Raw genomic sequence first — 26,991 nt, forward strand, 5'->3', positions numbered from 1 at the left:
ACCATGCACCGCGAAGCCATCGACCAAGGTTGGGCGACGAGCCCCTGGGCCGCGCCCGTGCCCCTGCGCCCGGGGGGCTTCTCGTCCCTCGACCCCGCCCACGCCGCCTTCGACCTGGTCACGGACCTGGGCCAGCTGACGCCCTTCGGCGTGCCGAAGGTCGACGCCGCGCGGGTCGAGCTCCTGGGCTACGCCGACTACCAGCTCGACGCCGAGCTGCCCCACGCCCGCCGCCAGGGCGCTGGCCGGGCGGTGTTCTTTCACGATCCGCGCGCGGGCGAGACGGTCTACCTCAAGGGGGTCGGGCGCACGCCCCTGGCTCTGAACTGGTCGAGGCCGCGGGAGCTGACCCACGCCACCGGGCACATGCCGGCGAGCGCGGGCGTGCGCGAGCTCGTGGCCAGCCGCTACCTCCGGGCCAAGGGCCTCGGCGAGCTGATCGTGCCCTGCGAGGGCCTGCTGGTCCGCGCGATGGCGCCGGAGTTCGCCGCGAATTGGCGCGCGGCCCTCGGCGCGGCCGAGCTCGCGGCGCCCGCTTGCGACCGCCACCTGCAGGCGATCTCGGTCAAGCCCGGCGAGTTCGCGCGCTGGTCCAACATTCTGTGGCTCGCCCACCACAGCGCGCCGCTCGCGGGGACCCTGAGCACCCTGGGCGAGGCCATCGCCCGCTTCGTCCGCGGCCCCGGGCGCCCGCGCTTGCGACCCGAGGACTGTACCCCCGAGCGTCTCGCCGCCGAGCTCGAGGCCGCGTTCACGGCGGGCTGGGCCCGGCTCGCCGCGGCCCTGCGCCACGGCGTGCACTGGTGCTCCTACCACAACAACTTCACCCTCGACGGGCGCTTCCTCGACCTCGAGCTGCCGGTGCTCCTGGGCGAGGGGTTGTGCGCCAAGGTCATCACCTCGCGGGCCCAGGGCCCCGTGCCCGCCGAGCTCCTGGCCCGGGCGGGCGACCCCATGGGCTGGGAGCTGGGCAATTACCGCCGCCAGGTCCGGCTGGTCATCGACGCCCTCGGGGCCCGGCTGCGCCAGCTCTCGGCCATGGCTCGGAGCTCGCTCGTGGCCGAGTTCGCGGGCGCCCTGGCCTCGGCCCTCGACGCTCGCTTCCCCAGCGATCACCTGCTGCGAGACGCCGGCCGCATGCGCGCCGAGCTGCGCGGGCTCTACCTCGAGCTCGGGGCGTCCGCGGCCGAGCTCCCCGCGCTGCTCGAGCACATCGCCTGCGAGGAGCGGCTCGACCAGGCCAGCGCCGACTTCCCGGCGATCCCCTGCCGGCTCAGCGCCGTCGCGCTCCCGCGCCCGGAGCTGGGGGTCCGCGCCCGGCTTGCGACGATCGGCGCCGCCCCGGGGCCGCGCTGTCCCCAGGCCGCCCACGAGCGGGCGCTGCTCGCCGAGCTCTTCGCCGAGCTCGACGGCATCGCCGACGCGGAGGACTACCTCGACCGCCTGCGCGGCTGGCTGGAGCGCGTCGACGCCGAGGTCCGGCCCGCCGCGCCCGCCGTCGAGGTCGCCTGATGCCGAACCCCTGGCTCGCTGGCAGACAGTCACTCGCAGACTTTGGTGCCCAGCTGGTCGACGCAGGTCAGCGGGGCGACGCCGAGGGAGGGGGGACAACAACCTCCCCTGCGCGTCGTCCTCACCTCCATCGCTTTCCTCGGCTCCGTCCCCGCCCTCGTCGGGCGGCGTGGTCTCGCCCTTGCGGCGCTCGCAGCCCCCGAGCGCCTCGCCCTCGACGAGCTGGCCCGCGCGCGAGTTTGGTTCAGGCCCAGCTCGCGTGCACGGCTTCCATGGTGAAGCCGGGGCCGAACGCGAGCACGAGCCCGTCGTTGGGCCGGCCGGCGAGGTCGAGGGCCTCGCGCGCGTAGGCCCGGCGCACGACGTCGAAGACGCTGACGCTGGCGGTGTTGCCGTGCTCGCGGAGGCTCGCGCGCGAGTGGTCGACGAGCCGCTCGTCGATCTCGAGCGAGAGAACGACGCCATCGATGATCCGCCGGCCGCCGGTGTGCGCGAGCACGAAATCGAGGCGGTCGACGCCTTCGTCGGTCAAGAACTGACGCAGCAGCGGCGCGAGCTTGGGGACCGAGTGCATGACCTCGCGGTCGAGGGTCAGGTGATAGCCGGCGTCGGTCACGAGATAGCGGATGTAGTGATCCGAGCTGGGCAGGGTGTAGCTGAGGCTCGCGCCAAGCCGCAGGCACCCGGCCCCGTCGTGGGCCGAGCCCGACACGATGCAGGCCGCGGCGCCATCACCAAAAATGCTCGCGCAGACCGCCGAGGTCAGGTCCTTGTGCTCGCTGAAGAAGCACAAGGAGCTGAGTTCGACCGCGACGACCAGGACCCGGGCGTCGGGGTAGGCGCGGCAATGATCGTTGGCTTTGGCCAGAGCCGAGGCCCCCGCGACGCAGCCGAGCTGGGCCAGGGGCATGCGCCGCGTCGTCGGCCGAAGCCCGAGATCATCAATCAGGTAGGCGTCGAGCGAGGGCATCACGAAGCTCGTGCACGAGGCGACGATGATCATGTCGATGTCGCGCGGCTCGAGCCCGGCGTTGGCGAGCGCGGCCTCGGCCACGGTTCGGGCGAGCGGTCGCGCGTGGGCCATGTACGAGGCCGTGCGCTCGGCGAGGCCGCTTTGCTTGCCGAGCTCGTTGGCCGGCACGACGAAGCGCCGCTCGGCGATCTCCGTGTTGGTGATCATCCGCTCGATCACGCGAAACTGAGGGGTCTCGCCGTAGTGCTCACGAGCCATGTCGAGCATCCCGGCGAGGTCCATGCGGTGCGGGGGGTAGGCCAGCGCGGGACACGAGACCGTCGAGTGGTAGTGCGCCATCGTCCTAGCCCGACTTGGTCTCGGCTCCCGCGGGCAGCTCGGCCTCGGGAATCAGGGTCTGAGCGAAGAGCGCGAACAAGGTCAGCGCCGCGATGATGAAGACCGCCAAGCGCAGGGGCAACACGCCCGCGAGCAAGGCTGGAAAGGTCAGGCACTCGGTCAGCCGACCCGACTTGAGCGCGGCATAGCCCACGCTCGCGTTGGGCGTCCGCAGCAAGCGCAGACGACTGTCGAGGGTCAACGCGGCACCGAGCGCGAGCGGAATGGCTGGCAGCGCGCCGCACAGGCCGAGGCCGAGCGCGAGCAGTTGCACGGTGATCCCAAGCAGGCCAACGAGCAGGGCTGTGAGTACGGCTGGGCGTGAGCCCCACACGAGGGGGAGCACGCGCTCGTGAGCCGCGCCCTCGAACAGGTCTTTGAATGTGCCAATTATGTTCATGTTAATGTCAATCAAGAAGATCGAACATGCGGCAAACCAGGCGAGCGCGTGGACCTGGCCCGTGGCCAAGAACGACCCATAGATGGGCATCAGGCCGAGCGCCGCTGGCAGCAGTAAATGATGAATGAGCGAGCTTCGCTTGAGCCGTGAATACCAGCGGGTGAGCAAGTAGACGAATCCGACGATCGCCGCCGCCCAGCCCGAGTAGATCAGCGACAAGCCCGCCCAGATGGCGATGAGCACGTGGCCGACGATCAAGACCTCGTGCGGAGCGAGCACGCCGGATGGAATGGGCCGAAACGCCGCGTTCTGGCCGTCGACCTCGCGGTCTTCGTAGTCGTTGAAGCACTGCGTGGCGGCGCAACCCAAGATCGATGCCAGCGCCAATACCCCCCACAACTCGCCAAGTTGGCTCGATGCAGCGCAGGCACCAACCAACATCCCGGCCAGCGGAATGGGGATATTGAATACGCGAATGAGCTCGAGCCAAGCCAACCCTTTATGTGGCTTCACTCCCATGCCTCCAACTGAGGTTCGGCTTATAGCACCGGGGACGAACGCCTGTAACTCGTCCCAAGGTCAGCACAAAGTCCGTCCTCAGTCTCGTGTTTTCGCGCGTGTCTCACGGTAGCGCGCCCACTCGCCAGCGAGCGCGTAGCGAACCCCGAGCTTGCATGCTTCGCGATCGGCGAGCCGCGGGTTGTGGCTCGAGCTCGCGCCGCTTTTCTGGAGCATCATGCGAATGAAGGCGGTGTGACCGAGTGCCCCCACGCGGCTGACGACCATCGTCGGCGATGAAAAAGCCAGCATCTGCTCGACGAAGACCAGCTTGTCGCCGAGCCGCACGAGGCTCTCGCGGCCGGCGCTCATCGCCTCGCCCGCGAACATCGGCAGCTTCAACAGCATGGCCCCAACGACGCTACGCTCGAGCGCCTCGGGCTCGATGACGCGGCCGTCATCGTCGGCGACCGACCACGTCGCGCAGTACTCGACGGTCTCCCGGTGCCGGAGCATGAGCGCGCAGTCAGGCCCATAGTTGCGCCGGGCGATCAGGTGGGTGATCGGCAAGATCGCAACGCGACGCGCGGCGAGCGAGGCGATGACGACCAGCCAGCCCGCGCCGAGGACCGAGACCGCCGCCTGCGCGACTTGGACGATGACGACGATCGCCAGCGCGATCGGATGAAAGGTCGAGATCTCCGTCTCATCGACGAGGTGGCGGGCCGTCAGGACGGGCAGGCGTGTGAGCAGCAAGTTGATCGCGCTCGCCGATCCGATCAGCACGGCCCAGTTGGCGAAGACCATGGCGAGCTCCCCACCGAGTAGCCAGCGGACCCCGAGGTCGACGGCGATCATCGCGGCGATCGCCGCGTAGTAGACGAGCACGTAGCTCGGGTTGCGGATGTATCCAACCGCCCCTGACCCGGCGAACACGGCACCGAGGAGGCCAAGGCCGAGGGCGATCAGTGGCACATGAAGGCTCAGCCAGGGGCTGAGCGTGGTCGTCGAGAGTTGGTCGACGAGGATCACGACTGCGGCCATGACGGCGATGGTCACGGACTCGGCGAGCACGGCTGCGCGAGCGGTCAAGACGTGCGCATGGAGCTGGATCTCGGTCACCGCGGCTGCACGCTAGCAGCGGGCCAAGTGCCTTCGAACACCCCGACGGTCGATCCAAAACCCCACCTCGGACGCCGCCAAAGGGGCCATTTCTGGACCGCGCAAGTGACGCAGCGATGACTCGGCACTCAGGTGGGCCCGACCCCAATCAGCAAGTATGCTTCGCGCTCGTGGAGGCCGTCGACACTTCGCAAAGGCCGCTCGTGCGGATCACCCTCGAGCCGACGCCGACCCTGGAGTCCTTCGACCAGATCTTCGCCGAGGTCGAGCTGGAGCTCGCACGGCGCGAGTCGATCTGTGTCCTCGCCGACGCCGAGCAAACCACGCGCATCGACCTCGCCCACGTCAAACGCTTCGCGGAGTTCGGCGAGACCAACCACAAGATGCTCGAGGCCTACGTCCGGGCCCTGGCCTTCGTCGTGCCCTCAGCCATGGTTCGTGGCGCGCTCAAGGTCGCGTTTCAGCTCAAGCCGCCGCCGCACCCCTTTTCGGTCTGCAAGACCCGGGACGAGGCCGAGGCTTACCTCCAGCCCTTCATCTCGATTCTCGCCTAGCCCGGAGTGGCACGGCGACGCGGTTGGGGTCAGACCCGCCCGCGCGCCCGTTGTGGTGATGTCTGGGACCCTCGACGCTGGTGGCCTGTGCACCCTCTATTTGTCGTTCTCGGTCTGAGCACGGCCTCGGTCGTGGCAGCGCTCGTTGCAGGTGTCCCGTGGCTGTGCGCGCCGATCGTGCTCGGGACCCTCGCGGTGCTCGCGTTCGTCGATCCGGCCAAACACTCCACCCACCCGCGCTTCGTGCCCGGTCGGCCCTCGTTTCAGCGCAAGCGCCGGGACCAACAGTGCCAGGACGATTGGTACGTGACGATCAGCGCGCCGAGCTCCGGCCAGAGCCTCGACGTCGCGTTCCTGATTCGCAAGTCTGGCGGCAAGCATCGCAACAATGAGGGCGCGTATATCCTCGTGCTCGACTACGCGGCGATGGTGATCTTCTACTATCGCTATGAGCTGTCCGAGGTCCGGATCCCGACCGCGCAAGGCGAGGGGCTCGAGTTTGCGATCGAGATTGGCGGTAACTCGTTTACGAGCGAGGGTCTCGAGCTCAGGTTGCCGCGCACGCGCTACTGGGGTCGAGAGCTTGGTGACCACAGCAACGACGCGAGGCTCGACGCGCTCGGCGGTGTGCCCGAGCTGCTCGAGGTCTCGGCGACCTACGCCGACAAGGGTCCCAATCACCCCTACAACTGGTTTCAGCAGTCGATCATGGGCCTGATGACCCTGATCCCCTTCAACACCTTCTTCCCCGACATTCTGATCTCCAACGCGAGCGTCAGCGGCTACTGGAGGGGACCGATGGGCCGGGTCGACTTCCATCCGGTGACCCATCGCGCCTACATGGAGCGCTACCACGGCACCGGCTTCCCGAGCTCGTGGATCTGGGGCGGCTGCCAGCAGTGGAGCGAGCCCTCGGTCAGGGCCTCGCTCGTGTTCGGGATCGTCTACGAAAAAGGCAAGATGCCCGGCGCCGGCTGGAGCTTCGGGCTCCAGCTCGACGACGCGTTCTACTCGTTTAGCCCTGGCCACTTCGGAACGCTTCACGACTTCACCTTCACCGAGGTCGACGGCGTCCGGGAGATCCACGCCGAAGCATCGGACGCGCGGGGCAATCGGCTGGTGTTCGACTGCGTCGGCGCGCGTGCGTCCGAGTCGCTCGTCGTCTACGGGATCGAGGACAAGAGCTTCGAGGTCGGCAAGATCCTCGATCACGGTTGCGCAGGGTCGATCTGTGCCTCACTGCATGTCGATGGCCGGCAGGTTTGGCGCGCCGAGTCGCTCAACCCCGCGTTCGAGTTCACGGGCGACTATCACGGCGTCTACGCCAAGCTGCGCGAGCAGCTCGGCCGCAGCTGAGCGGAGGCAGGCCCGAGCCGTGGGGCGCTCGCGTCAGCTCTCTTCGCCTTGCCAGGCGACGCGGAGCTGGGCGGCCCAGGTCTCGAGGCCCTGGATGACGCTGTCGAGCTGGGTCTGCGTCCGCGTCCGCGTCAGCTCGTCGAGGACGCAGCGCAGCTCCTGCTTGGCCTTGCGGATCCGCGAGCGCGCCAGTCGGGGTTACCCTCTGCCCATGCACGCGCGCGCGTTGATCGCCACAGCTCTGCTCACCGCCTGCACTCGCGCTCCCTCGCCCCCCGTGGAGGGCGAGGCGCGGGCGCGCGAAGAGCAGGGCGCCCCCCCCAGCGAGGCGACGGGTCCCAAACCGGGCGATGGGTCGCTGGCGTCCGGGCCCTGCGCGCGAATCGGCGAGCAGCCCTGGCAGTGCCCCGATGCCACGCATCCGCTGGCGGGCGAGAGCGACGTGGTCACAGCGAGCGGCCACTGGCGCACGATGCTCTGCGTACTCCACGCGGATCGACGCCTGCAGTGCTACTATCGAAAGCAGCCCAGCTACAGCTACGAAGCGATCGACGACTTCGAGCTCAACGGCCTGTTTTTGGTCGTGGCGAGCGGAGGCCGACGTGGGGAGGCATCGCTCGTCGACGATGGGGAGCTGCGCTTCGACGAGGACGAGCGCGAGGGGGAGATCGTCGAGATTTCGCGGGCCGGGGGCTGTAGCAGGACACGCCAGGGAGTCCTCGAGTGTGAGCAGGGTAGCCTCGAGGGAGTCACCAGCTTTTGCGAGCAACGTGGGTACTTCTGCGCGCTCGTCGGCGACGAGGTGATCTGCGGGGGCGAGAACGATCGCGGTCAGCTCGGTCTTGGTGACCGCGATCGACACAGCGATCCTCAGAAGGTCGAGCTGCCGCCGGCTCGCCAGCTCGCCTGCACGAAGTCGGGGGCCTGTGCGATGACGGCCGAGGGGGAGGTCTGGTGCTGGGGCGAGGACGACACCGGCGTCCTCGGGCGCCCGCCCTGGGAGCCCGCTTCCCCGACGCCGAGGGCGATCGCCGGGCTCGACGGCGCCCTCGGCTTCGCTCTCTTTCACGGCTACGGTTGCGCCGTGATGCTCGAGGGCGAGCTGCGCTGTTGGGGCGAGGTGCCAGAAGACCTCCCCAGGCTCGCCGCAAAGAGGGGCTGCACCGAGCTCGACCTCTCTGAGTGGAGCTCGGCGATCCAGTCCGCGGAGGCCGGCGCGGCGACCAGCGAGCTGCTCCACGAGCTCGGCTTCTCGCGGCGGTGGTTCATGTGGCGGAAGTCGAGCGCGCGCCCACTCGCAGCGGAGGCCGTCGAGATCCACGAGGTCGAGCTCGACGGCGCAGAGCCGAGCGAGCGCGTGGTGGAGATTCGGCTGACCACGGGCAGCGAAGAAAGGATCGCTGTGATGGTTCTACGCGCTGACGAGTCAGGGCGCTGGTGCCCCCTCGACGAGAGCCTCTCGATTACTCAGGCCATGGAACGACGGCCTGCAGAGCCGTGGCCTGCGCGTCCCGATTTTGTCGGTCCGCAGACCCTTGGCTTCGTCGAATTGAGCGCGCCGGGTCGCGTAGCCATCGAGGTCATCGAGGGCGGCGGCGAGTCGAACGAGCTGCACGAGAGCGGCTATATCCTGCGATACGTCGAGCTGCGCGGCGATGCCCTCACCGACGTCTTTGGTCCCTTCACGCTCTACCAGAGCGCCACCGGGAGCGAGCCGGAGCCGACGCTTTCCGGGGTAGTGAGCCTCAGCGGGGATCTTCCAAAGGTCATCGAGACCGAGACGACCACCGACTGCGGCGGTGTTCGGGCCGCCTGCGAGGCGGGGAGCGTGAAGCGGCGCTGGACCTTTGACGGCGAGCGCTACCGGTGATGACCGGCGGGGGCGAGCCCCTGCGTGTCCGTGAGCGCCTCGAGGCCGAGAAGAACACCTGTCGTACGAGCGGGACTACTGTGAGGCGCTCGCGGTGAGTCAGGCCGCATGAAACCAGGCGTCCGAAATTTCGGGGCAAGACCAGAGCTGGAGAGGCCCGAATACGGGAGGGGAGATTGGGCGGCTCTTGTCTGGCTCAGCCGCTCGCGCTGTTGATCTCGTAGCGCTTGAGCTTGTCGTAGAGCGTGCGCAGCCCGATGCCGAGGTCCTCGGCGGCCTTGCGACGGTTGCCCTCGTGGCGCTCGAGGGCGGCGAGGATCGCTTTGCGCTCGAGGTCGGCGAGGGTCTGGACGTCGTCGGGGGTGACTGGGCTGGTGGAGCCCGTGCTGGCGGAGCCCGTGCCGGCGGAGCCCGTGCCGGTCGGGGAGACCCGGCCGCGGCCGGGCATGGCGAAGAGCAGGTCGGCGGTGATCTCGTCGCCGTCGGCGAGGATCGCCGCGCGCTCGAGGGTGTTGGCGAGCTCGCGGACGTTGCCCGACCAGGGCGCGCGCTCGAGGGCCGGGCGGGCGTCCGCGCCCAGGCGCATGTCGGGGCGGCCGAGATCGGCGGCGACGCGCACGAGCAGGCGCTCGGCGAGGGGGACGATGTCCTCGCGACGCTCGCGCAGCGGCGGGAGGTGGACCGGGAACACGCACAGGCGGTGGTAGAGGTCCTCGCGGAAGCGGCCCGCGGCGATCATCTGCTCGAGGTCGCGGTTGGTCGCGGCGATCCAGCGGACGTCGGCGCGGATGGTCTGGTTGCCGCCGACGCGCTCGAACTCTCGCTCTTGCAGCACGCGCAGCAGCTTGGCCTGGAGCTCCGGGTCGAGCTCGCCGACCTCGTCGAGGAAGAAGGTCCCGCCGGCGGCGAGCTCGATGCGACCGCGGCGGCGGGCGCCCGCGCCGGTGAAGGCGCCCTTTTCGTGGCCGAAGAGCTCGCTCTCGAGCAGGCTGGCCGAGAGCGCGGCGCAGTTGATCGCAATGAAGGGGCCGCCGGCGCGGCGGCTCCACTGGTGCACGGCGCGGGCGCTGACTTCCTTGCCGGTGCCGCTCTCGCCGGCGAGCAAGACGGTGGCGTCGGTGACCGCGACCTTTTGCAGGGCGGCGATGACGGGGGCCATGGTCGGGGCGCCGTAGCTCAGCGGCTGCTCGGGCTCGGCGTCGCGGACGACCGCCTCTTGCAGGGCTCGCAGGCGCTGGCGTTCGAGGGCGCGCTCGACCAGCAGGCGCAGCTCGGCGGGGCTGTCGAGGGGCTTTTGCAGGTAGTCGAACACGCCGAGCTTCATGGCCGCGACGGCGCTGGTCACCGAGCCGTGGGCGGTGAGCATGACGATCTCGAGCTCGGGCTGGTGCTCCCGCGCCCAGCGGACCAGGCTCATGCCGTCGAGGCGCGGCATCTTGATGTCGCTGAGCAGCAGCTGGTAGGCGGCGCGCTCGAGCTTGGTCTGCGCCTCGAGGCCGTCGGCGGCCATGTCGACCTCGTAGCCCTCGTCCTCGAGGACCTCGGCGATGAACTCGCGGATGCCCTCTTCGTCGTCGGTCACCAGGATCTTGGCCATGTTCGCGCTGCGCTCCTCGTTCACGCCCGGGGGATCTCGACCACGAAGCGGGCGCCGCCCTCGGGGTGGTCGTCGACGCGGATCGTACCGCCATGGAGCTCGACGATGCGCCTGGCCATGGCCAGACCGAGGCCGGTTCCGCGCACGCGGGTGGTGTGGAAGGGCTCGAAGATCGCCTCGCGGGCGTCGGGGGGCACGCCGGGGCCGTGATCTCGGACCTCGAACACGCAGCGCCGCTTGGCCGCGAACACCCGGAGCTCGACGCGGGCCTGGGGGTCTTCGTTGGCCTGGAGGGCGTTGTCGACGAGGTTGGTCAGGACCTGCTGCATGCGCACGGGGTCGAGGGACCAGCTCGATGGCGCGCGGGCGCAGTCGAGGTCGACGCGGGCGATGTCGAGATCCGCGAGCGCGGCCTCGACGACGCGGCGGGGATCCCTGTCCTCGCGGGCGAGCTCGCCGGCGCGGACGAAGGCCAGGAGATCCTGGCTGAGGACCTCGATGCGCCGGGCCTCGGAGACCACGCGGCTGGCCTTCTTGCGCGTGCGCGCGTCGACCTCGGATCCCTCGAGGCGCTCTTCGAGCAGCTGGGCGTGGCCCTTGAGCGAGGCCAGGGGGTTGCGCAGCTCGTGGGCGAGCACGGCCGACATCTCGCCGAGGGTGGCGAGCTGGCGCTGCTGGATCATGCGTCGCTCGTTGCGTTCGACCCGGAGCGAGAGCCGCCAGAACACCAGGGAGGCGAGGACCATGAGCAGCGCGCCGACGATGCCCACGGCGAGGGTGCGGTTGGCCTGGACGCGCAGGGCCTGGGCGCGCAGCGGCTCGAACTCGACCACCATGTGGAAGCGCGGCGCGCCGGGGGGCGGAGCCGTGCCGTCTGGGAGGGCGCCGTCTGGGGGCGTCCCCGCGGGGAGCCGGCCCGCGGGGGGCGGGCCCTCGCCGCGGGGCGGACGGCCGGCCCCGGGAGGTGGCCGGACGCCGTCGGGGAGCGGCCGGGCGCCGTCGGAGAGGGGCTGGCTGCCGTCTGGGGGAAGCTGCGCACCTTCGGGGGGCGACTGGCCGTCCGCGAGAGGATCGATCACGCCCAGGCGGGGCAGGGGAAAGGCGGTCCACGTGGTGGTTCGCCCGTCGACGCTGCGCTCGAGCACGCGCGCGCGGATGAGCTCGTGGATGAAGCGCGGATCCAGGGCCGCGCTCGAGTCCCCGAAGCCGGCCACGAGTTGACCCGGGCCATAGATGCCGACGTGGACGAGGCCGAGCTCATCGAGGCCCTCGCTGGCGCGCTCGAGCTCGCGGGCGCTCGGGAGCGGGGGCGGGCCGAGCAGCGGGTTCGGGTTGGTGTCGAGCTCGAGGGCGCGGATGAGCGTGGACTGAAACAGCGCCGCCTGGCCGGCGGTCACGGTCTGGGACAGCTCGCGGGCGCCGGCCCAGATCGAGATCGTCGTCGCCAGCATGATCGCGGCCATGGTCACGCCGGCCAGCACGAAGCCGACGCGCAGGCGCTGCGAACGAAGCCGAGGCTCGAGCTTGGGCGAGAGCAGCAAGGTCGGGGTCATGTTACTCGGCTCGCGGGGGCTTGGTGCTGCCCGGTTCCCCGCACTAGTGACAGGCGAGCGCTCAACCGAGCTGCCGAGGCGAGAGCAGCTCGATCAACAGCGCGCGCTGGCTGGCGTCGAGGAGCGGGAGCAAGCTGGCGACGAGATCGACCTGCGCGCTCGCGCTGGGCGGAGGCGGGGGCGCGTGGCGAGGGGCCGCGATCGCCTCGGCGAGCTGCTCGCGCTGCTGGGGGCTGAGCGCGAGGGCGTGAAAGAGCGCCTTGGGCCGCGGGAGCAGGGCGCCGGGAGGGAGCGGGGCGCCCTCGTTGCAGCCCGGCTCGGACTCGGCCAGAGCCTCATGGAGCGCGCGGGCCTGGTCCGGGCGCAAGGCAGCGAGCAGCGCCTCGTGCCCCGGCCGCGCCACGGCGGCGAGCTCGTGCGTGGCCGCGTCGAGGTTGGCGGCGGCGAGCTCGTGCTGTGCAGGATCGAGGCTGCCCGCGGCGACGGCCTCGCGCAGCTCGCTGGCGAGGGCGGCGGTGGCAGCAGCGGCGGCGGTCTGCGGGTCCTCGAGCTGCGCGCGCAGCTCGGCGATCAGCTCGCCCTGGGCAGCGTCGAGCTCGAGCTGCGCCTCGGCGACCTCGAGGACGTGGGCGAGGGGCGGAGGCCTGCGCGCGTCGGGGTGCATCGGGCCCGGAGGCTCCATGTCGGCGAGGGGGTCGTGTTCCTCGATGTCACGCAGGTCCGAGTCATCGAGGGCAGGATCGCAGCCTGCGGCGGCGAGGACGGCCAGCGCGAGGGCGGCCAGGGGCAGTGTTCGCGTCATGGTGTAGCCACCAAGCACGGATCATTCCGCCCCGAAATTTCAATGATCTTCGATGGATGTCGATGGGGGACGGCGCTCGGGGGCTGCGTTTTCCGCACGGAGGTGCCGGGCCTGCAGCCCCCGCAGGGCCGCGCTCAGTCCTCGCCGAGGATCATGCTCGCGGCCCGGTAGCCGATCAGCATGCTCGGCGCGTTGAGAGCCGAGACCGGGACGGCGGGGATCACCGAGGCGTCGGCGACCCGCAGGCCCTCGACGCCGCGGACCTTCAGCTGCGGGTCGACCACGCTGCTCGCGTCTTCGCCCATGCGCGCGGTCCCGGCGAAGTGGTAGGTGGTCATGGCGTTGGCGCGGATGAAGCCCTCGAGCACCCGGCGCGAGCGCAGCGCTCGGCCAGGCAGGAGCTCGCGGCTGCCCCACGCGCGCAGGGCCGGGGCGCCGGTGACCCGACGCGCGAGCTCGATGCCGCGGACGAGGGTCTCGAGGTCCTCGGGGTCGCTGAAGTAGGCCGGGTCGATGCGCGGATCGTCGCTCGGCCGCGGCCCGCCCAGGGTCACCTGGCCGCGGCTCTTGGGCTTGCCGAGGATCACGATCATCCCATAGATGCGCTCGACGAGGCGCTGGAGCTGGCGGCTGCGGAAGGCCAGCGAGACGGCGCCGCGGATGCCCTCGGGCAGCGGGCTTCGGTCGCGCAGCTGGGCCGGGAGGATCATGGTCGGCAGCATGCGCATGACCATCTCGCGCAGGCTCGAGCGCGCCGGGTAGAACACGTAGCAGGTGTCGGGCTGCCCGGGCGGGAGCTCGCTCTCGGTGTTGGCGCGGTGGAAGCCGTAGAGCTGCGGGTACTTGGCGTCGACCTCGTTGCGGCCGAGATAGAAGAGCGCGATGTTGGGGTGATCCTGGAAGTTCTCGCCGATCTCGGGGCTGTCGCGGACCACGGGCAGGCCGTGGCGACGCAGCTCGGCGGCGGGGCCGAGGCCCGAGAGCTTGAGCAGCTTGGCGCTCTCGACCGCGCCGGCGCAGAGGATCACCTCGCGGCGGGCGCGGACGCGGACGACCTGGCCGCGGCGTTCGTACTCGACGCCGATCGCCCGGCGATCACCAGCGAAGATCACCCGCCGCGCGCGGGCCTCGGTCTCGACCCGGAGGTTTGGGCGATCGAGGGCGGGCTTCAAGAACGCGACGTAGGAGCTGCGCCGCTCCTCGCCGCGGTAGTTCATCCACTCGTGGCCGAGGACGCCGTCGAGGTCGCCGGCGTTGAGATCTTCTTCGTGGCGAAAGCCGGCCTGCTCGGCCGCGGCCACGCAGGCGTCGGTGAAGGCCGTGGGCGGGCGGCGGTGGGGATCCAAGACCCGCTCCATGCCCTCGTAGTCGCCGACGACCTCGGACCAGCGCCACGCGTCCACGCCCCAGTCCGCGAAGTCGGCCACGGAGCTGCGCAGGTAGACCATGGCGTTGATCGCCCCGCTCCCGCCCAGGCCGCGGCCCGAGCCCACGAACAGCGACTTGCCGAGGCAGCCCGGCTGCGGGGTGGAGTTCTTGGGCCACATCACCCGGTCGTTGATGAAGGCCTGCTTGTAGCCGTCGACGATCAGCGTCTCGGGGTTGTCCTCGCCGTGCTCGCCGAACTCGAGGAGCAGCACGCTGGCCGCGCTCTCGCTCGCGAGGCGGGCGGCGACGATGCAGCCCGCCGAGCCCCCGCCAACGACGATGTAGTCGACCTCGTGTTCGAATGACGCCTCGCTCATGGCGCGGCGATGATGAAGAGCCGAGGCGCGCGGGGTCCAGGCACATGGATCACAGCGCCGCGGGTGTTGGCGGGTGCCACCCCCCGGCGCCTGCCAGCAGCCAGCGCGCTGGTGTTTGCGGCCTTCGAGGCTGTGAAGCGCGCACCAGGATCAAAAACCGGGCCGCTGCGTGTACACTGACGCAGCCCGCGAGTGGGCGCGTCTTTCATGCGCTTTGGCCCCTACCAGCTCCTGCGACAGATCGGCTCTGGCGGCATGGGCGAGGTCTGGCTGGCCCGGCGCGAGGACGCCGGGGTCTCGCGAACGCTGGCGCTCAAGCGCGTGCCTCGGCGCCTGGCCCGGGAGGAGCGCTACCGCCGGAGCCTGGCCGAGGAGGCCCGGCTGTCGATGATGCTCAGCCACTCGAACATCGTGCACGTGTTCGACGCTGGCGAGCACGAGGGCGAGGCCTACATCGCCATGGAGTACGTCGACGGCGAGGACCTCTCGCGCTTGTTCAAGCGCATGCGCGAGCTCGGGCAGACCATGCCGACGGCGCTGATCGCCTATATCGTCGCCGAGCTGCTCCAGGCCCTGAGCTACGCCCACGAGCTCGTCGACGCCCGCGGCTTCGCGACCTGCCTGGTCCACCGCGACATCTCCCCGCACAACGTGATGCTCTCGGCCTCGGGGGAGGTCAAGCTCGCCGACTTCGGGGTCGCGCGGCTGTCGAGCGAGGACACCTCGGGGACCCACGTCAAAGGCAAGATCCGCTACATGCCGCCGGAGCAGCTGCGCGGTGAGTCGCGCTCGCCGGGGGTCGACCTCTTCGCCGTCGGGGCGATCATGCAGGAGCTCTTCGACGGCGAGGTGTTCCGCGGCGAGAACGTCGAGGACGCGACCTTGCTGGGCATGGTCATGGAGGGCGTGGTCCCGACCCCGCTGCGCCCCCAGAGCATCCCGCCGGGCCTCGAGGCCGTGCGCCGCGGGCTGCTCCAGCCCGACGCCCGGCGGCGCATCGCCAGCGCCCGCGAGGCCCTCGAGATGGTCTACGCGTGGCCCGAGTACCGCAACGCCTCGCTGGCCGCGGCCGAGCTCGTCAAGCGCCTGCGCGGGCCCAACGAGTGGGCCGAGGCGCCGCTCGAGAATTTCCTCGACACCGAGGAGGCCTCGGATCACCTCGGTCGCCAGGACACGTTCTTGCAGAGCGACGACGCCATCGCCCTCGAGTCGGACCTGCTCGATCCGATCAACGAGATCGGCGCGGGCCTGGGCCTCGACGACATCGGCCTCGGGGCGGGGGTGAACTTCGAGCCGGTGCCCGATCCGCCGGCGCGAGGCGACGCGCCGCTGCCCGCGGAGGGCGGCTTCGCGGGGACCGGGGTGGGCTCGCGTGGGCCGCGACCGGGCGCCGAGGCGCGCGAGCCCAGCCGCGGCCACGAGCAGGCGACAGGCGGCGAGCGGCTCGAGCTCCAGTCCGAGTTCGAACCGCCGGCGAAGGTCCAGGCGCCGGTGGACACGGGGGCCCTCGAGCTCGAGCTCGGCGATCGAGGGGGCGCGCGGGGACGCGGGAGCGGCCTGGAGCTCGACGTCGACGACTATCCGCGGCCGGGCGTGGGCCAGGCAGGGCGCGGCGCGGCGCGGCCGAGCGCGGGTCAGCGGGCGCCGACGGGCCCGCGCCCCACGCTGGGTGATCACGGCCAGCCACCACCTCGGCGCCGGCGTCCATTGCTGCGAGCGCTGCTCGCCCTCGGGGTGATCGCTGGCCTGGGCGTGGGGGGCTTGTTCGGCGCCTCGGCCCTCGGGCTGATCGACGGCGAGGCGCTGAGCGAGAACCTCAGCGAGAGCCTGGGCGGCCTGCTCGACGGGGGCGCGAGCGATGGCGGCGAGCAGGTCGTGGACGGGGCGAGGATCGTGGGCGGTGGCCTGGTCGCGGAGGGGCTGCTGGCGGACGAGCTACCGGGGCTGCGCGAGCGGGGCGTCGACTATCAAGGCGAGGACGCCCCCGGCGGCGCGGCCCTGGAGGCCCTGGCCGCTGGCGAGGCCGAGCTCGCGTTCACCACCCTCGATCAGGTCCTGCGTGCGCGCCCGCCCGGGAAGATCGTCGCCCTGGTCGAGCTCTCGGCGGGCGGCGACGGCCTGGTCCTCGACAGCGCGGAGTACGGGGGCCTCGACGCCCTCGAGCTGCTCCCCGCCTACCTGCCGGAGCACGCCGAGTCCTTCGCCTCGCAGCCGCGCTTGGCGATGGCCGAGGGGCCCGACGAGCGCTTCGGCCTCGAGCTGCGCGAGCTGCTCGCTGCCCTCGGCGACGAGGACGAAGGCCCGCCCCCGCGCCTGAAATTCGACGCGAGCTTCGTCGACGCCGCGGCGGCGTGGGCGGCGGTCTCGGCCGAGGGCAACGGGGTCGTCGGGGCGGTGCTGCCCGAGCCCTGGCTGGGGCGAGCGGAGGCCGCGGGCATGCGCGTGGTCGCGAGCAGCGCGGATCTGCCAAAGACGATCATCGGCGTGCTCGTGGCCAGCAACGCGCTCATCGATCGAGATCCCGAGCTCGTCACCGAGATCGTGACTTCCTACTATCGCGGGGTCAGGGCCCATCAAAAGGGAGGCGACGGCCAGGCCCTGCGCGCGAGCGTGATCCGGCGCTTTGGGGTCGAGGCCGAGGCGGCCGAGCGCATGGTCGCGGGCCGCTGCTTCCTCGACGCCGCCGGCGCGCGGCCGTGGTTCGTGGCCACGGGCGGGCGCTCCTCGCTCCTGGATCAGGCCCTCGCCAGCGCGTGGTCGACCGCGAGCCGGGCAGGGATCCTCGACGGCGACGCGGCGGCGCAGGCCCCCGTGGTCAGCGACTTCGTCTACGCCTCGGCGACCCTGACCGCGCTCGAGACCCTCGGCGCGCAGGACCCCGACGCGGGGGAGGGCGGGCCCGGATCCCTCGAGGCGTGCAGCGAGGGCGCGCCGACGCTCGCGCAGGGCGGCCCGCTGGGGGAGCTTCGCCTGCCCGAGGGCGGCGACGCGGCCGGGTCTTGGTTCATCGACGCGGCGCTGCATCCCGAGGCCCAGGCGGCCCTCGAACAGCTCGGAGATCGCCTCGCTCGCTTCGACGCGGGGCGCATCGAGGTCGAGGTCGTCGGCTTCGGCGAGGACAAGAGCAAGGCCGCCCGGACCCTCGGCAAGCAGCGCGCCGAGGCGATCATCGCGGCCTTGCGCGGTCGCAGCGTGACCCTCGAGCTCAGCGCCAGCGGGGCGGGGGTGAAGGAACCACCGGCCAGCCGGCTGCGTGTGCTGCTGCGCCGCTCGCGACCCTGACCCGTGTCGGCGAATGGGTGAAGCTCGGTGAACGCGCGCAGGCGCGCGGGGCTCTGCGACGAAACGATGACAGTGCGCGGCTCGCATCCCGCGTAGGCTCGGCCTTGGTGAAGCGCCTCAAGCGGTTCCTGGGCAAGGGCTATCTGCGGCTGATCGGCTGGCGCTGGGAAGGCGAGCGCCCCGAAGTCCCCAAGTACGTGCTGATCGCCGCGCCCCACACCAGCAATTGGGATCTCTTCCACATGCTGGCCTTCGCGTGGGTGTTCGACATCCCGCTGTCGTGGATGGGCAAGCACACGCTCTTTCGTGGCTTCGGCAAGCGCCTGTTCCTCGCCCTGGGCGGGGTGCCGGTGGATCGCCGGGCGCCCCAGGGTCTGGTCGCGCAGGTCGCCGAGGAGTTCTCGCGGCGTGAGCGCATGGTCCTGGCGGTTCCTCCAGAGGGCACCCGCGGCTACCGCGACTACTGGAAGTCGGGCTTCTACTACATCGCCCTGGCGGCCAAGGTGCCGATCTTGATGGGCTTTTTGGACTTCGGGAACAAGCGCGGCGGCTACGGCCCGCTGCTGTGGCCGACGGGCGACGTGAAGGCCGACATGGACCAGATCCGGGCGTTTTACGGCGACAAGAGCGGCCGCTACCCGGAGCTCTTCGGGCCGGTGCGCTTGAAGGTCGAAGACGGCCTCGAGGACGCCAACGCTCGCTCGCTGCCCCTCGCTGCGGGGGAGTGAGCCCGGCCGCCCGGCCGCGCTCGACGGCTCCGAAGACTGAGCCTCGGGGCCCAGCGACGCACCTGACGACGTGCGGGAAAAATTCACAGACTCTGAGCACGGCGCTCAGCCCTCGCGGGCGGCTCGTCGGCGCGCCCGCCGGCGCTCGCCCTTGCGGCGGATCAGGTAGAGCGAGGGCACCAGCAGCAAGGTGATCGAGGTCGCGAAGATCAGCCCGTAGCCCATGGCCAAGGACATCGGCGAGAGCATGGCGTCGGCGCCACCGAAGCCGTAGGCCGTGGGCATGACCCCGGCCACGGTCGTCAGCGTGGTCAGCAGCACCGGGCGCAGGCGCTCGGCGGCGATGGTTGCGATCTCGTCGACGAGCTCGTGGAGCTCGCCGCCCTCGCCGTGGCCGGTGCGGTTGAGCGAGGTGACCATCACGATCGAGTCGTTGACGACCACGCCCGACAGGCCGGTGACCCCGAGCAGGGCGAAGAGCGAGATCGGGATGCCGTGGGTGGCGTAGGCCCAGACCACGCCGATCAGCCCGAGGGGCACGGCCGAGACCACGAACAGGGCCTGGGTCAGGGAGCCGGTCAGCAGCATCACGACCATGATGATGCCGAGCAGCGCGAGGCCGAGGACCAGGGGCATCTCGCCCAGGGTCTCGCCGGTCTTGGTCGCCTCGCCGCCGATGCTCACCCGCAGGCCGGGCTCGAGCGCGCGGTACTCCGGGAGCAGCTCGGCCTCGATGCGCTTGGCGAGCGAGGTCGCGGTCTCGCCGGAGCCCTGCTCGACCATCCCCATCAAGGTCGTGGTCCGCACGCCGTTGCGGTGGTGGTGGGCGGCGAGGGCGTCGACCTCGACGGGCTCGACGAGCTCGCGCAGGGCGTGGAGCCGGCCGTCCTCGCCGCGCACCGGGGTGGCGAGGAGCATGTCGAGGTCGGCGCGGGCGGCCGGGTCGAAGCGCACGCGGATGTCGACGCGCTCGTCGAGGTCGCGCAGCTCGGTGATCGGGAGCCCGAAGAAGGCGGCCTTGACCGTGCGCGAGACCGTGTCGACGCTGACCTGCTCGAGGGCCAGGCGGCGATAGTCGAGGCGCAGATCGATCTGGCGGATGCCCGGGCGTGCGTCGCTCTCGAGCTCGGCGACCCCGGGCAGGCCGCCGAGGTAGGCGCGGACTTGGTTGCTGACCCGCCGGCGCTGAGCGTCGTCGTTGCTCGACACGTGGACCTGGACGGGCTTGCCCATGGGCGGGCCGATGACCTTGGCCTCGTAGAGCACCTCGACGGCCGCGGGAACCTGGAGCTCTCGCTTGACCCGAGAGATCCACGCGTGGGCCGAGTAGCTGGGCTCGTTGCGCAGATAGACGCTGACGTGGGCTTCGTGCTCGGCGGCCCCGATCTCGCGCTCGAGCTGGAGGATCTCCTGGTGCCCGACCCGGGCGGTGACGCCCTGGAGATCCTCGCCGACGATCGCTGGGAGCTGGCGCTCGAGGTCGCGGACGATCGCCTCGGTGCGCTCGATCGGCGTGCCCAGGGGGGCGTTGACCTTGATGTAGAAGGTGTCCGAGTCGTCCTGAGGGAAGAGCACCACGGGCATCGAGGTGCGCAGGTACTGGAGGGTGCCGACGAAGAGCAGCAAGAAGAGCAGGGCGATCAGCCCGCCGCGGGGCAGGATCTTGCGCAGCAGCGCGCTATAGCCCCGCTCGAGCGCGACCATGAAGCGGGCCTTGGGCTTGTCGAGGGTCTTGGCGCCCTCGCCCTTGCCGACGATATGCCCCGGCAAGATGAAGAAGCACTCGAAGAGCGAGACCGCCAGGGTCATGATCACGATCGCGGGGATCGCCCAAGAGAACTTGCCGGGCAGGCCGCCGAGCAAGAACAGCGGCGAGAACGCGAGGATCGTCGTCAGTGACGAGCCGATCACCGGCACGGCCATCTCGCGCGTCCCGGTCACCGCGGCGTCCACGGGCGGGAGCCCGGCCTCGAGGTGAAAGGCGATGCGCTCGGCGATGATGATCGCGTCGTCGACGACGATGCCGATGACCAGCACGAAGCCGGCCAGGGAGATCATGTTGATCGAGATGCCCAGGGCCGGGAGCAGGGCGGTGACGCCGAGCAGGGCGAAGGGCAGGCCGAAGGCGACCCAGAAGGACACGCGCGCCGAGAGGAAGATCAGCAGGACCGCGAGCACCAAGACGACGCCGCCGACGCCGTTGGTGATGACCACGTCGAGGCGGTTGCGGGTCTCGCGGGAGACGTCGTTGTAGATGTGGGCTTGGACGCCCTCGGGGAGCGCGGCCGCGTCGATCAGCGCATAGATCGCGTCGACGGTGTCGAGGATGTCGGCGGACTCGCGCTTGCGGACGATCAGGCTGACCGCGGGCTCACCCTCGGCGTGGACGCGCAGCCCGGTGTCCTCGACGGTCTCGCGGACCATGGCCACGTCGCGCAGGCGCAGCGCGCCGCCGGTGGGGTGAAAGCGGAGGATCGACTCGCGGATCTCCTCGACGTCGCGGTACTCGCCGGAGAGCACGACCTGGCGGTGGAGCGGGTAGGCCGTCAGTCGCCCGCCGGTGCTGGCGACGTTGCGGCGCTGGAGCGCGGCCATGACCTCGTCGAGGGTGACCTGCTGGGCGCGGGCGCGGACCGGGTCGAGGAGCACCTCGATCTCGCGGTCGCCGAGGCCGACCTCGCTGACCTCGCCGACGCCGCCGAGCTCCTCGATGCGCGGGCGCAGCAGCTCGGTGGCCTCGCGCAGCGCCGCCGGCGGCCCGGTCAGGCCGATCTCGATCACCGGGCGCTTGGCCGGGTTGAAGCGCGTGAGCACCGGGGGGGCGTCGAGGTCGTCGGGGAAGTCGGTGATCGCGTCGACGGCCTTTTGCAGGTCGCGCTCGGCGGCCTCGACCTCGCGCGGCCCGAGGTCCTCGTAGAGCGAGACCACGATCTGCGAGAGCCCGTCTTGGGAGGTGGAGCTGGTCTCCTCGACCCCGTCGACCTCGCGGATCGCGTCCTCGATGGGCACGGTGATCTGGGCCTCGACGTCGTCGGGGGAGGCGCCGGGGAGCACCGTGGTGATCACCACCTCGTTGATGGTCACGGCCGGGAAGCCCTCGCGCTGGCTGCGGGAGAGCACCAGGATGCCGATCGCGAGCACCGCGATGGTGATCACGTGGACGAGCATGGGCCGCTGGAGGAAGAAGCGGATCATGGGTCCGTGGGGGGGGCGTCGATCTCGACGAGCACGGCGTCGGCGAGGGCGTGCTGGGTGGTGGTCGCGACCTGCTCGCCGACCTCGACGCCCGCGAGGATCTCGACGAGATCGTCTCCGTAGGCGCCGGCCCGGACCTCGCGCAGCCGGGCGACGTGGAAGCGCTCGCCCGTCTCGCTGCCGGCTCCGTCGGGCTCGTCGGGCTCGAGCACGAACACGGCGAGCTTGCCCCCGCGGCGGGTCAAGGCGGCGCGCGGGACCAGCACGCGCTCGGGGCCGCCGCGCAGCGGCAAGGAGACGCTCGCAACCATCCCCCCGCGGACGGACTCGTCGGCGTTGTCGAGGTGGAGCTCGACGTCGAACAGGCCGGTGACGGGGTCCGCCGTCGGGGCGACCGCGGCGATGCGCCCGAGCTGCTCGCGGCCGCCGAGATCTTCGATGACGATCTGCACGTCCGCGTCGCGATCGAGGCGGGCGATCTCGGCGCCCGCGAGGCCCACGTGCACGCGGACGCGCGAGAGGTCGACGATGTCGAGCAGCGGCGTGCCTGCGCCGATGGTGTCCCCGAGGTCGGCGTGCCGGTTGGTGACGAGCCCCGCGATTGGCGCGCTGATCCGGGTGTCCCGGGTCGCGCGCCGAGCCGAGCCGAGGTCCGCGTTCGCGCCTCGCAGGGCGGCCTCGGCACGCTCGAGGTTGAGCCGGGCGACGTCGAGCTGGGCCGTGGGCAGGCTGCCCTTGGTGGCGAGGGCTTGCTTGCGCTCGAAGTCCGTGCGCGCGAGCTCGACGTCCTGCTCGAGGGCCGTGACCCGGGCAGAGGCGCCCGAGACCGCGATGCGCTGGCGGGAGCCGTCGACGCGCAGCAAGAGATCGCCGGCCTCGACCCTGTCTCCGTTGTCGACCTCGAGGGCGACGACCTGCCCGCCGGCCTCCGCTCGCAGGTTGGCGTCACGCCAGGCCACGGTCAGGCCGGTCGCGGTGATCTGGCGCTCGAGCTGACCGAGGCGCGCGGGGGCAGCCTGGACGCGGATCGCCCCGTGCCCGACGCTCAGCGCTGCGCTCGGCGCTGGCGGGAGCGCCTCTTCGCGCTCGCATGCACCCGCGGCTGACAGCGTTGCGATCAAGCTGACCAAACTGACTCGCGGCGCGAGGGCACCGACCCGCGGGCGTGTGGTCATGGCTTTTGATCCCATGGCCCTAGGGGCCACGTCAATTCACATGGCCACTGGGGAAACAATTCGACATCGTCCGCGACCAGCGTTTCACCCATCGCTCGGGAGCTCGAGTGATCTCGCGATGTGTCATCGCGCCTCGGCGGTGGCGCTGGCCTGTTTTCGAGCGCAAACTTAGCTGGGCTGAAGTCGCCCGCACGAGCCTGCCCCGAGGATGGCCACGGGTGATCGGTCGTCCCCGGTGCTTCGAAGCGTTGGCGCCAAGGTTCATATGACGCAGTGGGGCGATTCAACCCATGGGTCGTATTTGGGCGGCCGGTGACTGTGGACCCTCGGCCCGCGATCGGTCGCGCATCCGCGCTTTTGGGAGGGGTGAGCGCTGGCGCGCTACTTTGGTGGCGCCGAGGGTAATCGCGCTTGCGGCCGATCTGTCTGACGAGGGTGTCGGCGTGGTCGCGCTTTGTTCGAATGAGCGTGCGAACCAGAAATCTGGCACCATACATAACAGTGCCGATGGAGCTTATCGCCAACCGATTCGGCGTGCTGCGCGAGCTTGGCAGCGGCGGAATGGGCACGGTCTACCACGTCGTCGATACCCTCGATGGCGACCGCGAGCTGGCGCTCAAGACCTTCCGCTCGGACCTGCCGATCACGCAGGAGCGGAGGCTTCGTTTCCGCGAAGAGTTTCGGGCGATGGCGCGGCTTCGCCACCCCAACACCGTCGAGGTCTACGACTGCGGCTTCCTCGACGGGCAGACCGAGTACCTGACCATGGAGTATGTCCCGGGGCAGGAGCTCTCGGAGCTGCTCCAGGCCGGCACCCTCGAGTTCGCAAAGATCTACGACCTCACGCTCCAGCTGCTGCTCGCCCTCGAGTTCGTTCACTCGCGGCTCTACGTCCACCGCGACATCAAGCCCGGCAACCTGCGCGTGCGCGAGGACGGCGTGCTCAAGGTGATCGACTTTGGGCTGATGGAGTGGTCGGGCAGCCGGAGCTCGGCGAGCCTGATCGGCACGGCGGCCTACATGGCGCCCGAGGTGATCCTCGGCGGGCCGCTCGACACGGCCTCGGATCTCTACTCGGTGGGCTGCGTGCTCTACGAGCTGGTCTGCGGGCGCCCGCCCTTCCTCGGGACCAAGAAGGAGACCCTCCAGGCGCACCTCTTCCAGACCCCCGAGCCGCTGCGCGCCTACCGGGACGACGCGCCGCCGGGGCTCGAGGCCATCGTCCGCCGGCTGCTCGCGCGCGACCTTCGTGAGCGCTACGCGACGGCGGCCGAGGTCGCCGACGACCTCGCGCGCCTGGCCGGGGTCCATCGCATCCGCCAGGACCTCGCGGTCAACGAGAGCTACCTGGTCAGCGACATGATGGTCGGCCGGGCGCGGGAGTTCGAGTACATCGAGGTCCTCGCCCACGAGGCCGAGCACGGCCGGCGGCGCTCCGTGTTCATCGGCGGCCCGGCGGGGGTCGGCAAGTCGCGGCTGATGAAGGAGGTCCTGATGCAGGCGAAGATTCGCGGCAGTCATGTCCTCCACGCCGAGTGCAAGCCGGGCGTGACCCCCTACGAGCCGATGCTCCACGCCCTGCGCCCGCTGCTCTCGCTGTCGAACGCCGACGAGGTCGAGGCGCACCGCGAGGTGCTCAAGGACATCGAGCTCGCCGCGGCCGAGCTGCGCAGCGGCCAGGCCAACCTCGACAAGCTGCGCCTCGCCGACGAGGTCGCGCAGTGGCTGAGCCTGGCTGGCTCGCGCAGCTCGGTGGTCGTCGCGATCGATGACCTGCAGTGGTGCGACCGCCCGAGCCTCGAGCTGCTCAACCACTGCATCCGCAACATCTTGGGCACGCGGCTGCTCTTCGTGGCGACCGTGCGCAGCGACGAGACCTGGCTGGGCAGCCCGCTGTGGTTCACGGTCCAAGACGGGCAGACCGAGCGCCTCGAGCTCGAGCCCCTCGGCCGCGAGCAGGTCCGCCAGCTCGTCGAGTCGATGCTCCCGCGGCTCCAGGCGACCGAGGACTTCGTGCGCTCGCTCTACGCCGCGACCGCGGGCAACGCCTTCTTCGTGACCGAGGTGCTCCGTGACCTGATGGAGCAGGGCTCGCTGGTCGCGAGTGAAGATCACTGGGCGCTGCCGAGTGACTGGGAGCCGCACGCGCTGCCGAGCAGCGTCGAGAGCGCGGTCCGCGAGCGCCTCGCCCGGCTCGAGCCGGGGGTGCTCGAGATCGCCAGGGTCGCGGCCGTGCTCGGGCGCTCGCTCGACCGCGAGGCCCTGCTCGCCCTCGCCGACGTCAGCGAGGAGGGGCTGTTCACGGCCGTCGAGGTCCTGACCGAGCGCCAGTTCCTGACCCGCGAAGATCGCCGCCTGGTCTTCCCCCACGATCGCGTCCGCGAGGCGCTCTACGCCGACATCCCCGTCGAGCGCAGCCGCTCGCTGCACCAGCGCGCCGGAGAGCACCTCGAGGGGCGCTACGCCGGCGAGATCGAGCGCCACCTCCACGAGCTCACCCACCACTTCAGCCGCGGCGAGGACCTGCTCAAGGCCCTCGGCTACGCGCTGCAGGCGGGCGACCAGGCCAAGGCCGCGGGCGCGGACGCCTCGGCCATCGACTACTGGAGTCAGGCGATCAACATCCTCGAGAGCCCCGAGCCGCCGCCGCGCGAGGATCGAGACGCGCTGCTCTTCGAGCTCCAGGCGCGGATCGCCGAGAACGCCCTGGCTTTGTGGCCGCTCAAGACCGTCGAGATGTCGGCGCGCTGCCGCGAGGCCCTCGAGTCCCGCGACGACCCCGAGCGCGTGTCGAGGCGGATGAAGCGGGTGGTCGCGGTGATCGAGCGTTGCCCGGCCTTCATCCGCAGGCGCTTCATGGCCGGGCTCAACAAGCCGGTGGTCTACCGCCACGAGGCCGCGGGGACCGGCCTGTTCAAGCGCCGACCCTCTCCGGCGGCGTGGATGCCCAAGCTGCTCGAGAACTACGTGCTCGGCTGCGTGGCCTCGGGTCACGCCGGCCAGCCGCTGAGCGGGATGAGCCTGGGCGAGCGCGCGCTCGAGCTGCTGCCCGTGCGCGGGACGCCGCTCGAGGGGGCGATGTGCACCGCGGTCGCCGGCTGCATGCAGTCCGCCGGGCACTTCGACGACATGAGCGAGATCCTGATCCGCGCGCGTGAGCTGCTCTTCGACGGGGACCTCGAGGGCCAGAGCTTCGCGCTCTCGGCTCGGGTCGGCGCGGCGGTGTTCTCCAACTACGCGGTCTTTCAGGGCCAGCGCTTCGAGCAGCGCCTCGTCGACTTTGGCATCGCCGCCGTCGACGAGCTGCAAAAGCCGGACTTCTACAACCAGGTCTGGGCCTACCCTTGCCTGTGGTACGCGTGGACCGGGCGCTACGAGCAGGCCATGGCGCAGCTCGAGCTGATCGAGTCCAACTGCCGACGGATCGGCGTCCCGCCGGATCCCTGGGTGCAGTACCTCAAGCCCTACCTGGCGTGGCAGCGCGGCTCCTTCGAGGAGGCCCAGGCCCTGATCTCGCGGGCGCTCCAGTACTCACCGATCGAGCGGATCATGCTCGCGCGCGAGCACGCCTGTGTGCTCGCGGGTCACATCCACCTCGCGCTCGAGGAATTCGGCGCGGCGCAGGAGCGCTTCGCGGGTGTGGAGAAGCGCGCGCGGGCGGCCGGCATGGAGCTGCTGGTCATCCAGGCGTTGATCGGCCGCGGCTCGTTGGCGGCCGCGCGCGGGAAGTTCGACGAGGCCCGCAGCCACCTCGTCGAGGCCAGCGAGCGCGCGTCCTCGGGCCCCGCACGAAACCCCCTGCACTACGCCATCGCTCAGCGCACCCTCGCCGAGGTGTTGATCGCCGCCGACGACTTCGCGGCCGCGGTCGCGGCCCTCGACCACGCCCGGGAGATCGTCTGCGCCGAGGAGCAGGACAATTTGATCGAGGCTGGGATGTTGTGCCGCGCCGAGGCCGAGCTGGCGATCGCCCGGGGGGACACCAGCGAGGCCCTGGCCTGCCTGTCCCGCGCCGAGCATCGCTTCACCGAGATCAACAACGGCTACTACGTCCGAACCACGCGCGAGCGCCGGCTCAGCGCCGGACTGATCGACTCTCGGCCGGTGCGCAAGCGGCCGCAGGAGCACTACGCGCCCTCGGACTCGAGGACCGTGGAGATCGAAGATCAGACCGTCACGGACCTGCGCGAGAGCGACGCGCTCGACTCCTTCTTGCTCGACACCGGCGGCTCGCGAGCCGGGCACTGAGCC

General features: G+C 70.9%; 16 protein-coding genes. 7 read left to right on the forward strand and 9 right to left on the reverse strand.

Features of this window, described 5'->3' with window-relative positions; translation table 11 throughout:
• Window positions 1-3 precede the first annotated feature (3 nt).
• On the forward strand, window positions 4-1,512 hold the full coding sequence (locus G6O69_RS17735) for a hypothetical protein (protein WP_172304684.1): 1,509 nt from the start codon (window positions 4-6) through the stop codon (window positions 1,510-1,512).
• Window positions 1,513-1,756: 244 nt separating this feature from the next.
• Here the strand turns inward: G6O69_RS17735 and G6O69_RS17740 are convergent, their stop codons facing one another.
• The 3 genes from G6O69_RS17740 to G6O69_RS17750 form a co-directional block, all read right to left on the reverse strand.
• Window positions 1,757-2,824 carry a type III polyketide synthase gene (locus tag G6O69_RS17740; RefSeq protein WP_172304685.1) on the reverse strand — a complete coding sequence of 356 codons (1,068 nt, stop codon included), beginning with the start codon at window positions 2,822-2,824 and terminating at the stop codon, window positions 1,757-1,759.
• Window positions 2,825-2,828: 4 nt separating this feature from the next.
• Window positions 2,829-3,782 (reverse strand): UbiA prenyltransferase family protein, encoded by a 954-nt coding sequence (locus G6O69_RS17745; RefSeq protein ID WP_172304686.1) that lies wholly within the window; start codon window positions 3,780-3,782, stop codon window positions 2,829-2,831.
• Window positions 3,783-3,860: 78 nt separating this feature from the next.
• Entirely contained in the window at window positions 3,861-4,883 is a 1,023-nt protein-coding gene (locus G6O69_RS17750; protein WP_176396922.1) for a hypothetical protein, read from the reverse strand.
• Window positions 4,884-5,053: 170 nt separating this feature from the next.
• On the opposite strand from G6O69_RS17750, the gene G6O69_RS17755 reads away from it, so the two are divergent.
• The 3 genes from G6O69_RS17755 (at window position 5,054) to G6O69_RS17765 (ending at window position 8,663) form a co-directional block, all read left to right on the forward strand.
• On the forward strand, window positions 5,054-5,437 hold the full coding sequence (locus G6O69_RS17755; protein WP_172304688.1) for an STAS/SEC14 domain-containing protein: 384 nt from the start codon (window positions 5,054-5,056) through the stop codon (window positions 5,435-5,437).
• 132 nt (window positions 5,438-5,569) lie between these two features.
• Window positions 5,570-6,793, forward strand: a complete 1,224-nt coding sequence (locus G6O69_RS17760; protein WP_172304689.1) for a hypothetical protein — start codon at window positions 5,570-5,572, stop codon at window positions 6,791-6,793.
• A 19-nt stretch (window positions 6,794-6,812) separates the two neighbouring features.
• Window positions 6,813-8,663 carry an RCC1 domain-containing protein gene (locus tag G6O69_RS17765; RefSeq protein ID WP_176396924.1) on the forward strand — a complete coding sequence of 617 codons (1,851 nt, stop codon included), beginning with the start codon at window positions 6,813-6,815 and terminating at the stop codon, window positions 8,661-8,663.
• A gap of 196 nt (window positions 8,664-8,859) precedes the next feature.
• Here the strand turns inward: G6O69_RS17765 and G6O69_RS17770 are convergent, their stop codons facing one another.
• The 4 genes from G6O69_RS17770 to G6O69_RS17785 all read right to left on the reverse strand — a co-directional run bounded on the left by G6O69_RS17770 (window position 8,860) and on the right by G6O69_RS17785 (window position 14,360).
• Complete coding sequence (locus G6O69_RS17770) at window positions 8,860-10,284, reverse strand: sigma-54 dependent transcriptional regulator (protein WP_346017058.1); 1,425 nt, start codon at window positions 10,282-10,284, stop codon at window positions 8,860-8,862.
• Window positions 10,281-11,813 (reverse strand): ATP-binding protein, encoded by a 1,533-nt coding sequence (locus G6O69_RS17775; RefSeq protein WP_172304691.1) that lies wholly within the window; start codon window positions 11,811-11,813, stop codon window positions 10,281-10,283. The genes G6O69_RS17770 and G6O69_RS17775 overlap by 4 nt, the downstream gene beginning before the upstream one ends.
• Before the next feature lie 61 nt (window positions 11,814-11,874).
• Window positions 11,875-12,615 carry a hypothetical protein gene (locus G6O69_RS17780; protein ID WP_172304692.1) on the reverse strand — a complete coding sequence of 247 codons (741 nt, stop codon included), beginning with the start codon at window positions 12,613-12,615 and terminating at the stop codon, window positions 11,875-11,877.
• A gap of 134 nt (window positions 12,616-12,749) precedes the next feature.
• A complete protein-coding gene (locus G6O69_RS17785) occupies window positions 12,750-14,360 on the reverse strand; it encodes a GMC family oxidoreductase (protein ID WP_172304693.1) in 1,611 nt (536 codons plus the stop codon).
• 192 nt (window positions 14,361-14,552) lie between these two features.
• Between G6O69_RS17785 and G6O69_RS17790 the strand changes: the two genes are divergently transcribed.
• A complete protein-coding gene (locus tag G6O69_RS17790; RefSeq protein WP_172304694.1) occupies window positions 14,553-17,642 on the forward strand; it encodes a serine/threonine-protein kinase in 3,090 nt (1,029 codons plus the stop codon).
• A gap of 107 nt (window positions 17,643-17,749) precedes the next feature.
• Complete coding sequence (locus tag G6O69_RS17795; protein ID WP_176396925.1) at window positions 17,750-18,370, forward strand: lysophospholipid acyltransferase family protein; 621 nt, start codon at window positions 17,750-17,752, stop codon at window positions 18,368-18,370.
• Window positions 18,371-18,475: 105 nt separating this feature from the next.
• Here the strand turns inward: G6O69_RS17795 and G6O69_RS17800 are convergent, their stop codons facing one another.
• Window positions 18,476-21,565 (reverse strand): efflux RND transporter permease subunit, encoded by a 3,090-nt coding sequence (locus G6O69_RS17800; RefSeq protein ID WP_172304696.1) that lies wholly within the window; start codon window positions 21,563-21,565, stop codon window positions 18,476-18,478.
• Window positions 21,562-22,740: an efflux RND transporter periplasmic adaptor subunit gene (locus G6O69_RS17805; RefSeq protein WP_172304697.1), complete on the reverse strand. Its 1,179-nt coding sequence runs from the start codon at window positions 22,738-22,740 to the stop codon at window positions 21,562-21,564. The genes G6O69_RS17800 and G6O69_RS17805 overlap by 4 nt, the downstream gene beginning before the upstream one ends.
• 507 nt (window positions 22,741-23,247) lie before the next feature.
• Here G6O69_RS17805 and G6O69_RS17810 point away from each other — a divergent pair.
• Window positions 23,248-26,988 (forward strand): protein kinase, encoded by a 3,741-nt coding sequence (locus G6O69_RS17810; protein WP_172304698.1) that lies wholly within the window; start codon window positions 23,248-23,250, stop codon window positions 26,986-26,988.
• Window positions 26,989-26,991 lie beyond the last annotated feature (3 nt).

It is taken from the genome of Pseudenhygromyxa sp. WMMC2535, assembly GCF_011083025.2.

Excerpts from the sequence above, each read along its gene's own strand:
- G6O69_RS17735 (WP_172304684.1), top strand. The coding sequence starts at position 4 with ATGCACCGCGAAGCCATCGACCAAGGTTGGGCGACGAGCCCCTGGGCC.
- G6O69_RS17740 (WP_172304685.1), bottom strand. The coding sequence starts at position 2,824 with ATGGCGCACTACCACTCGACGGTCTCGTGTCCCGCGCTGGCCTACCCC.
- G6O69_RS17745 (WP_172304686.1), bottom strand. The coding sequence starts at position 3,782 with ATGGGAGTGAAGCCACATAAAGGGTTGGCTTGGCTCGAGCTCATTCGC.
- G6O69_RS17775 (WP_172304691.1), bottom strand. The coding sequence starts at position 11,813 with ATGACCCCGACCTTGCTGCTCTCGCCCAAGCTCGAGCCTCGGCTTCGT.
- G6O69_RS17780 (WP_172304692.1), bottom strand. The coding sequence starts at position 12,615 with ATGACGCGAACACTGCCCCTGGCCGCCCTCGCGCTGGCCGTCCTCGCC.
- G6O69_RS17785 (WP_172304693.1), bottom strand. The coding sequence starts at position 14,360 with ATGAGCGAGGCGTCATTCGAACACGAGGTCGACTACATCGTCGTTGGC.
- G6O69_RS17800 (WP_172304696.1), bottom strand. The coding sequence starts at position 21,565 with ATGATCCGCTTCTTCCTCCAGCGGCCCATGCTCGTCCACGTGATCACC.
- G6O69_RS17805 (WP_172304697.1), bottom strand. The coding sequence starts at position 22,740 with ATGACCACACGCCCGCGGGTCGGTGCCCTCGCGCCGCGAGTCAGTTTG.
- G6O69_RS17810 (WP_172304698.1), top strand. The coding sequence starts at position 23,248 with ATGGAGCTTATCGCCAACCGATTCGGCGTGCTGCGCGAGCTTGGCAGC.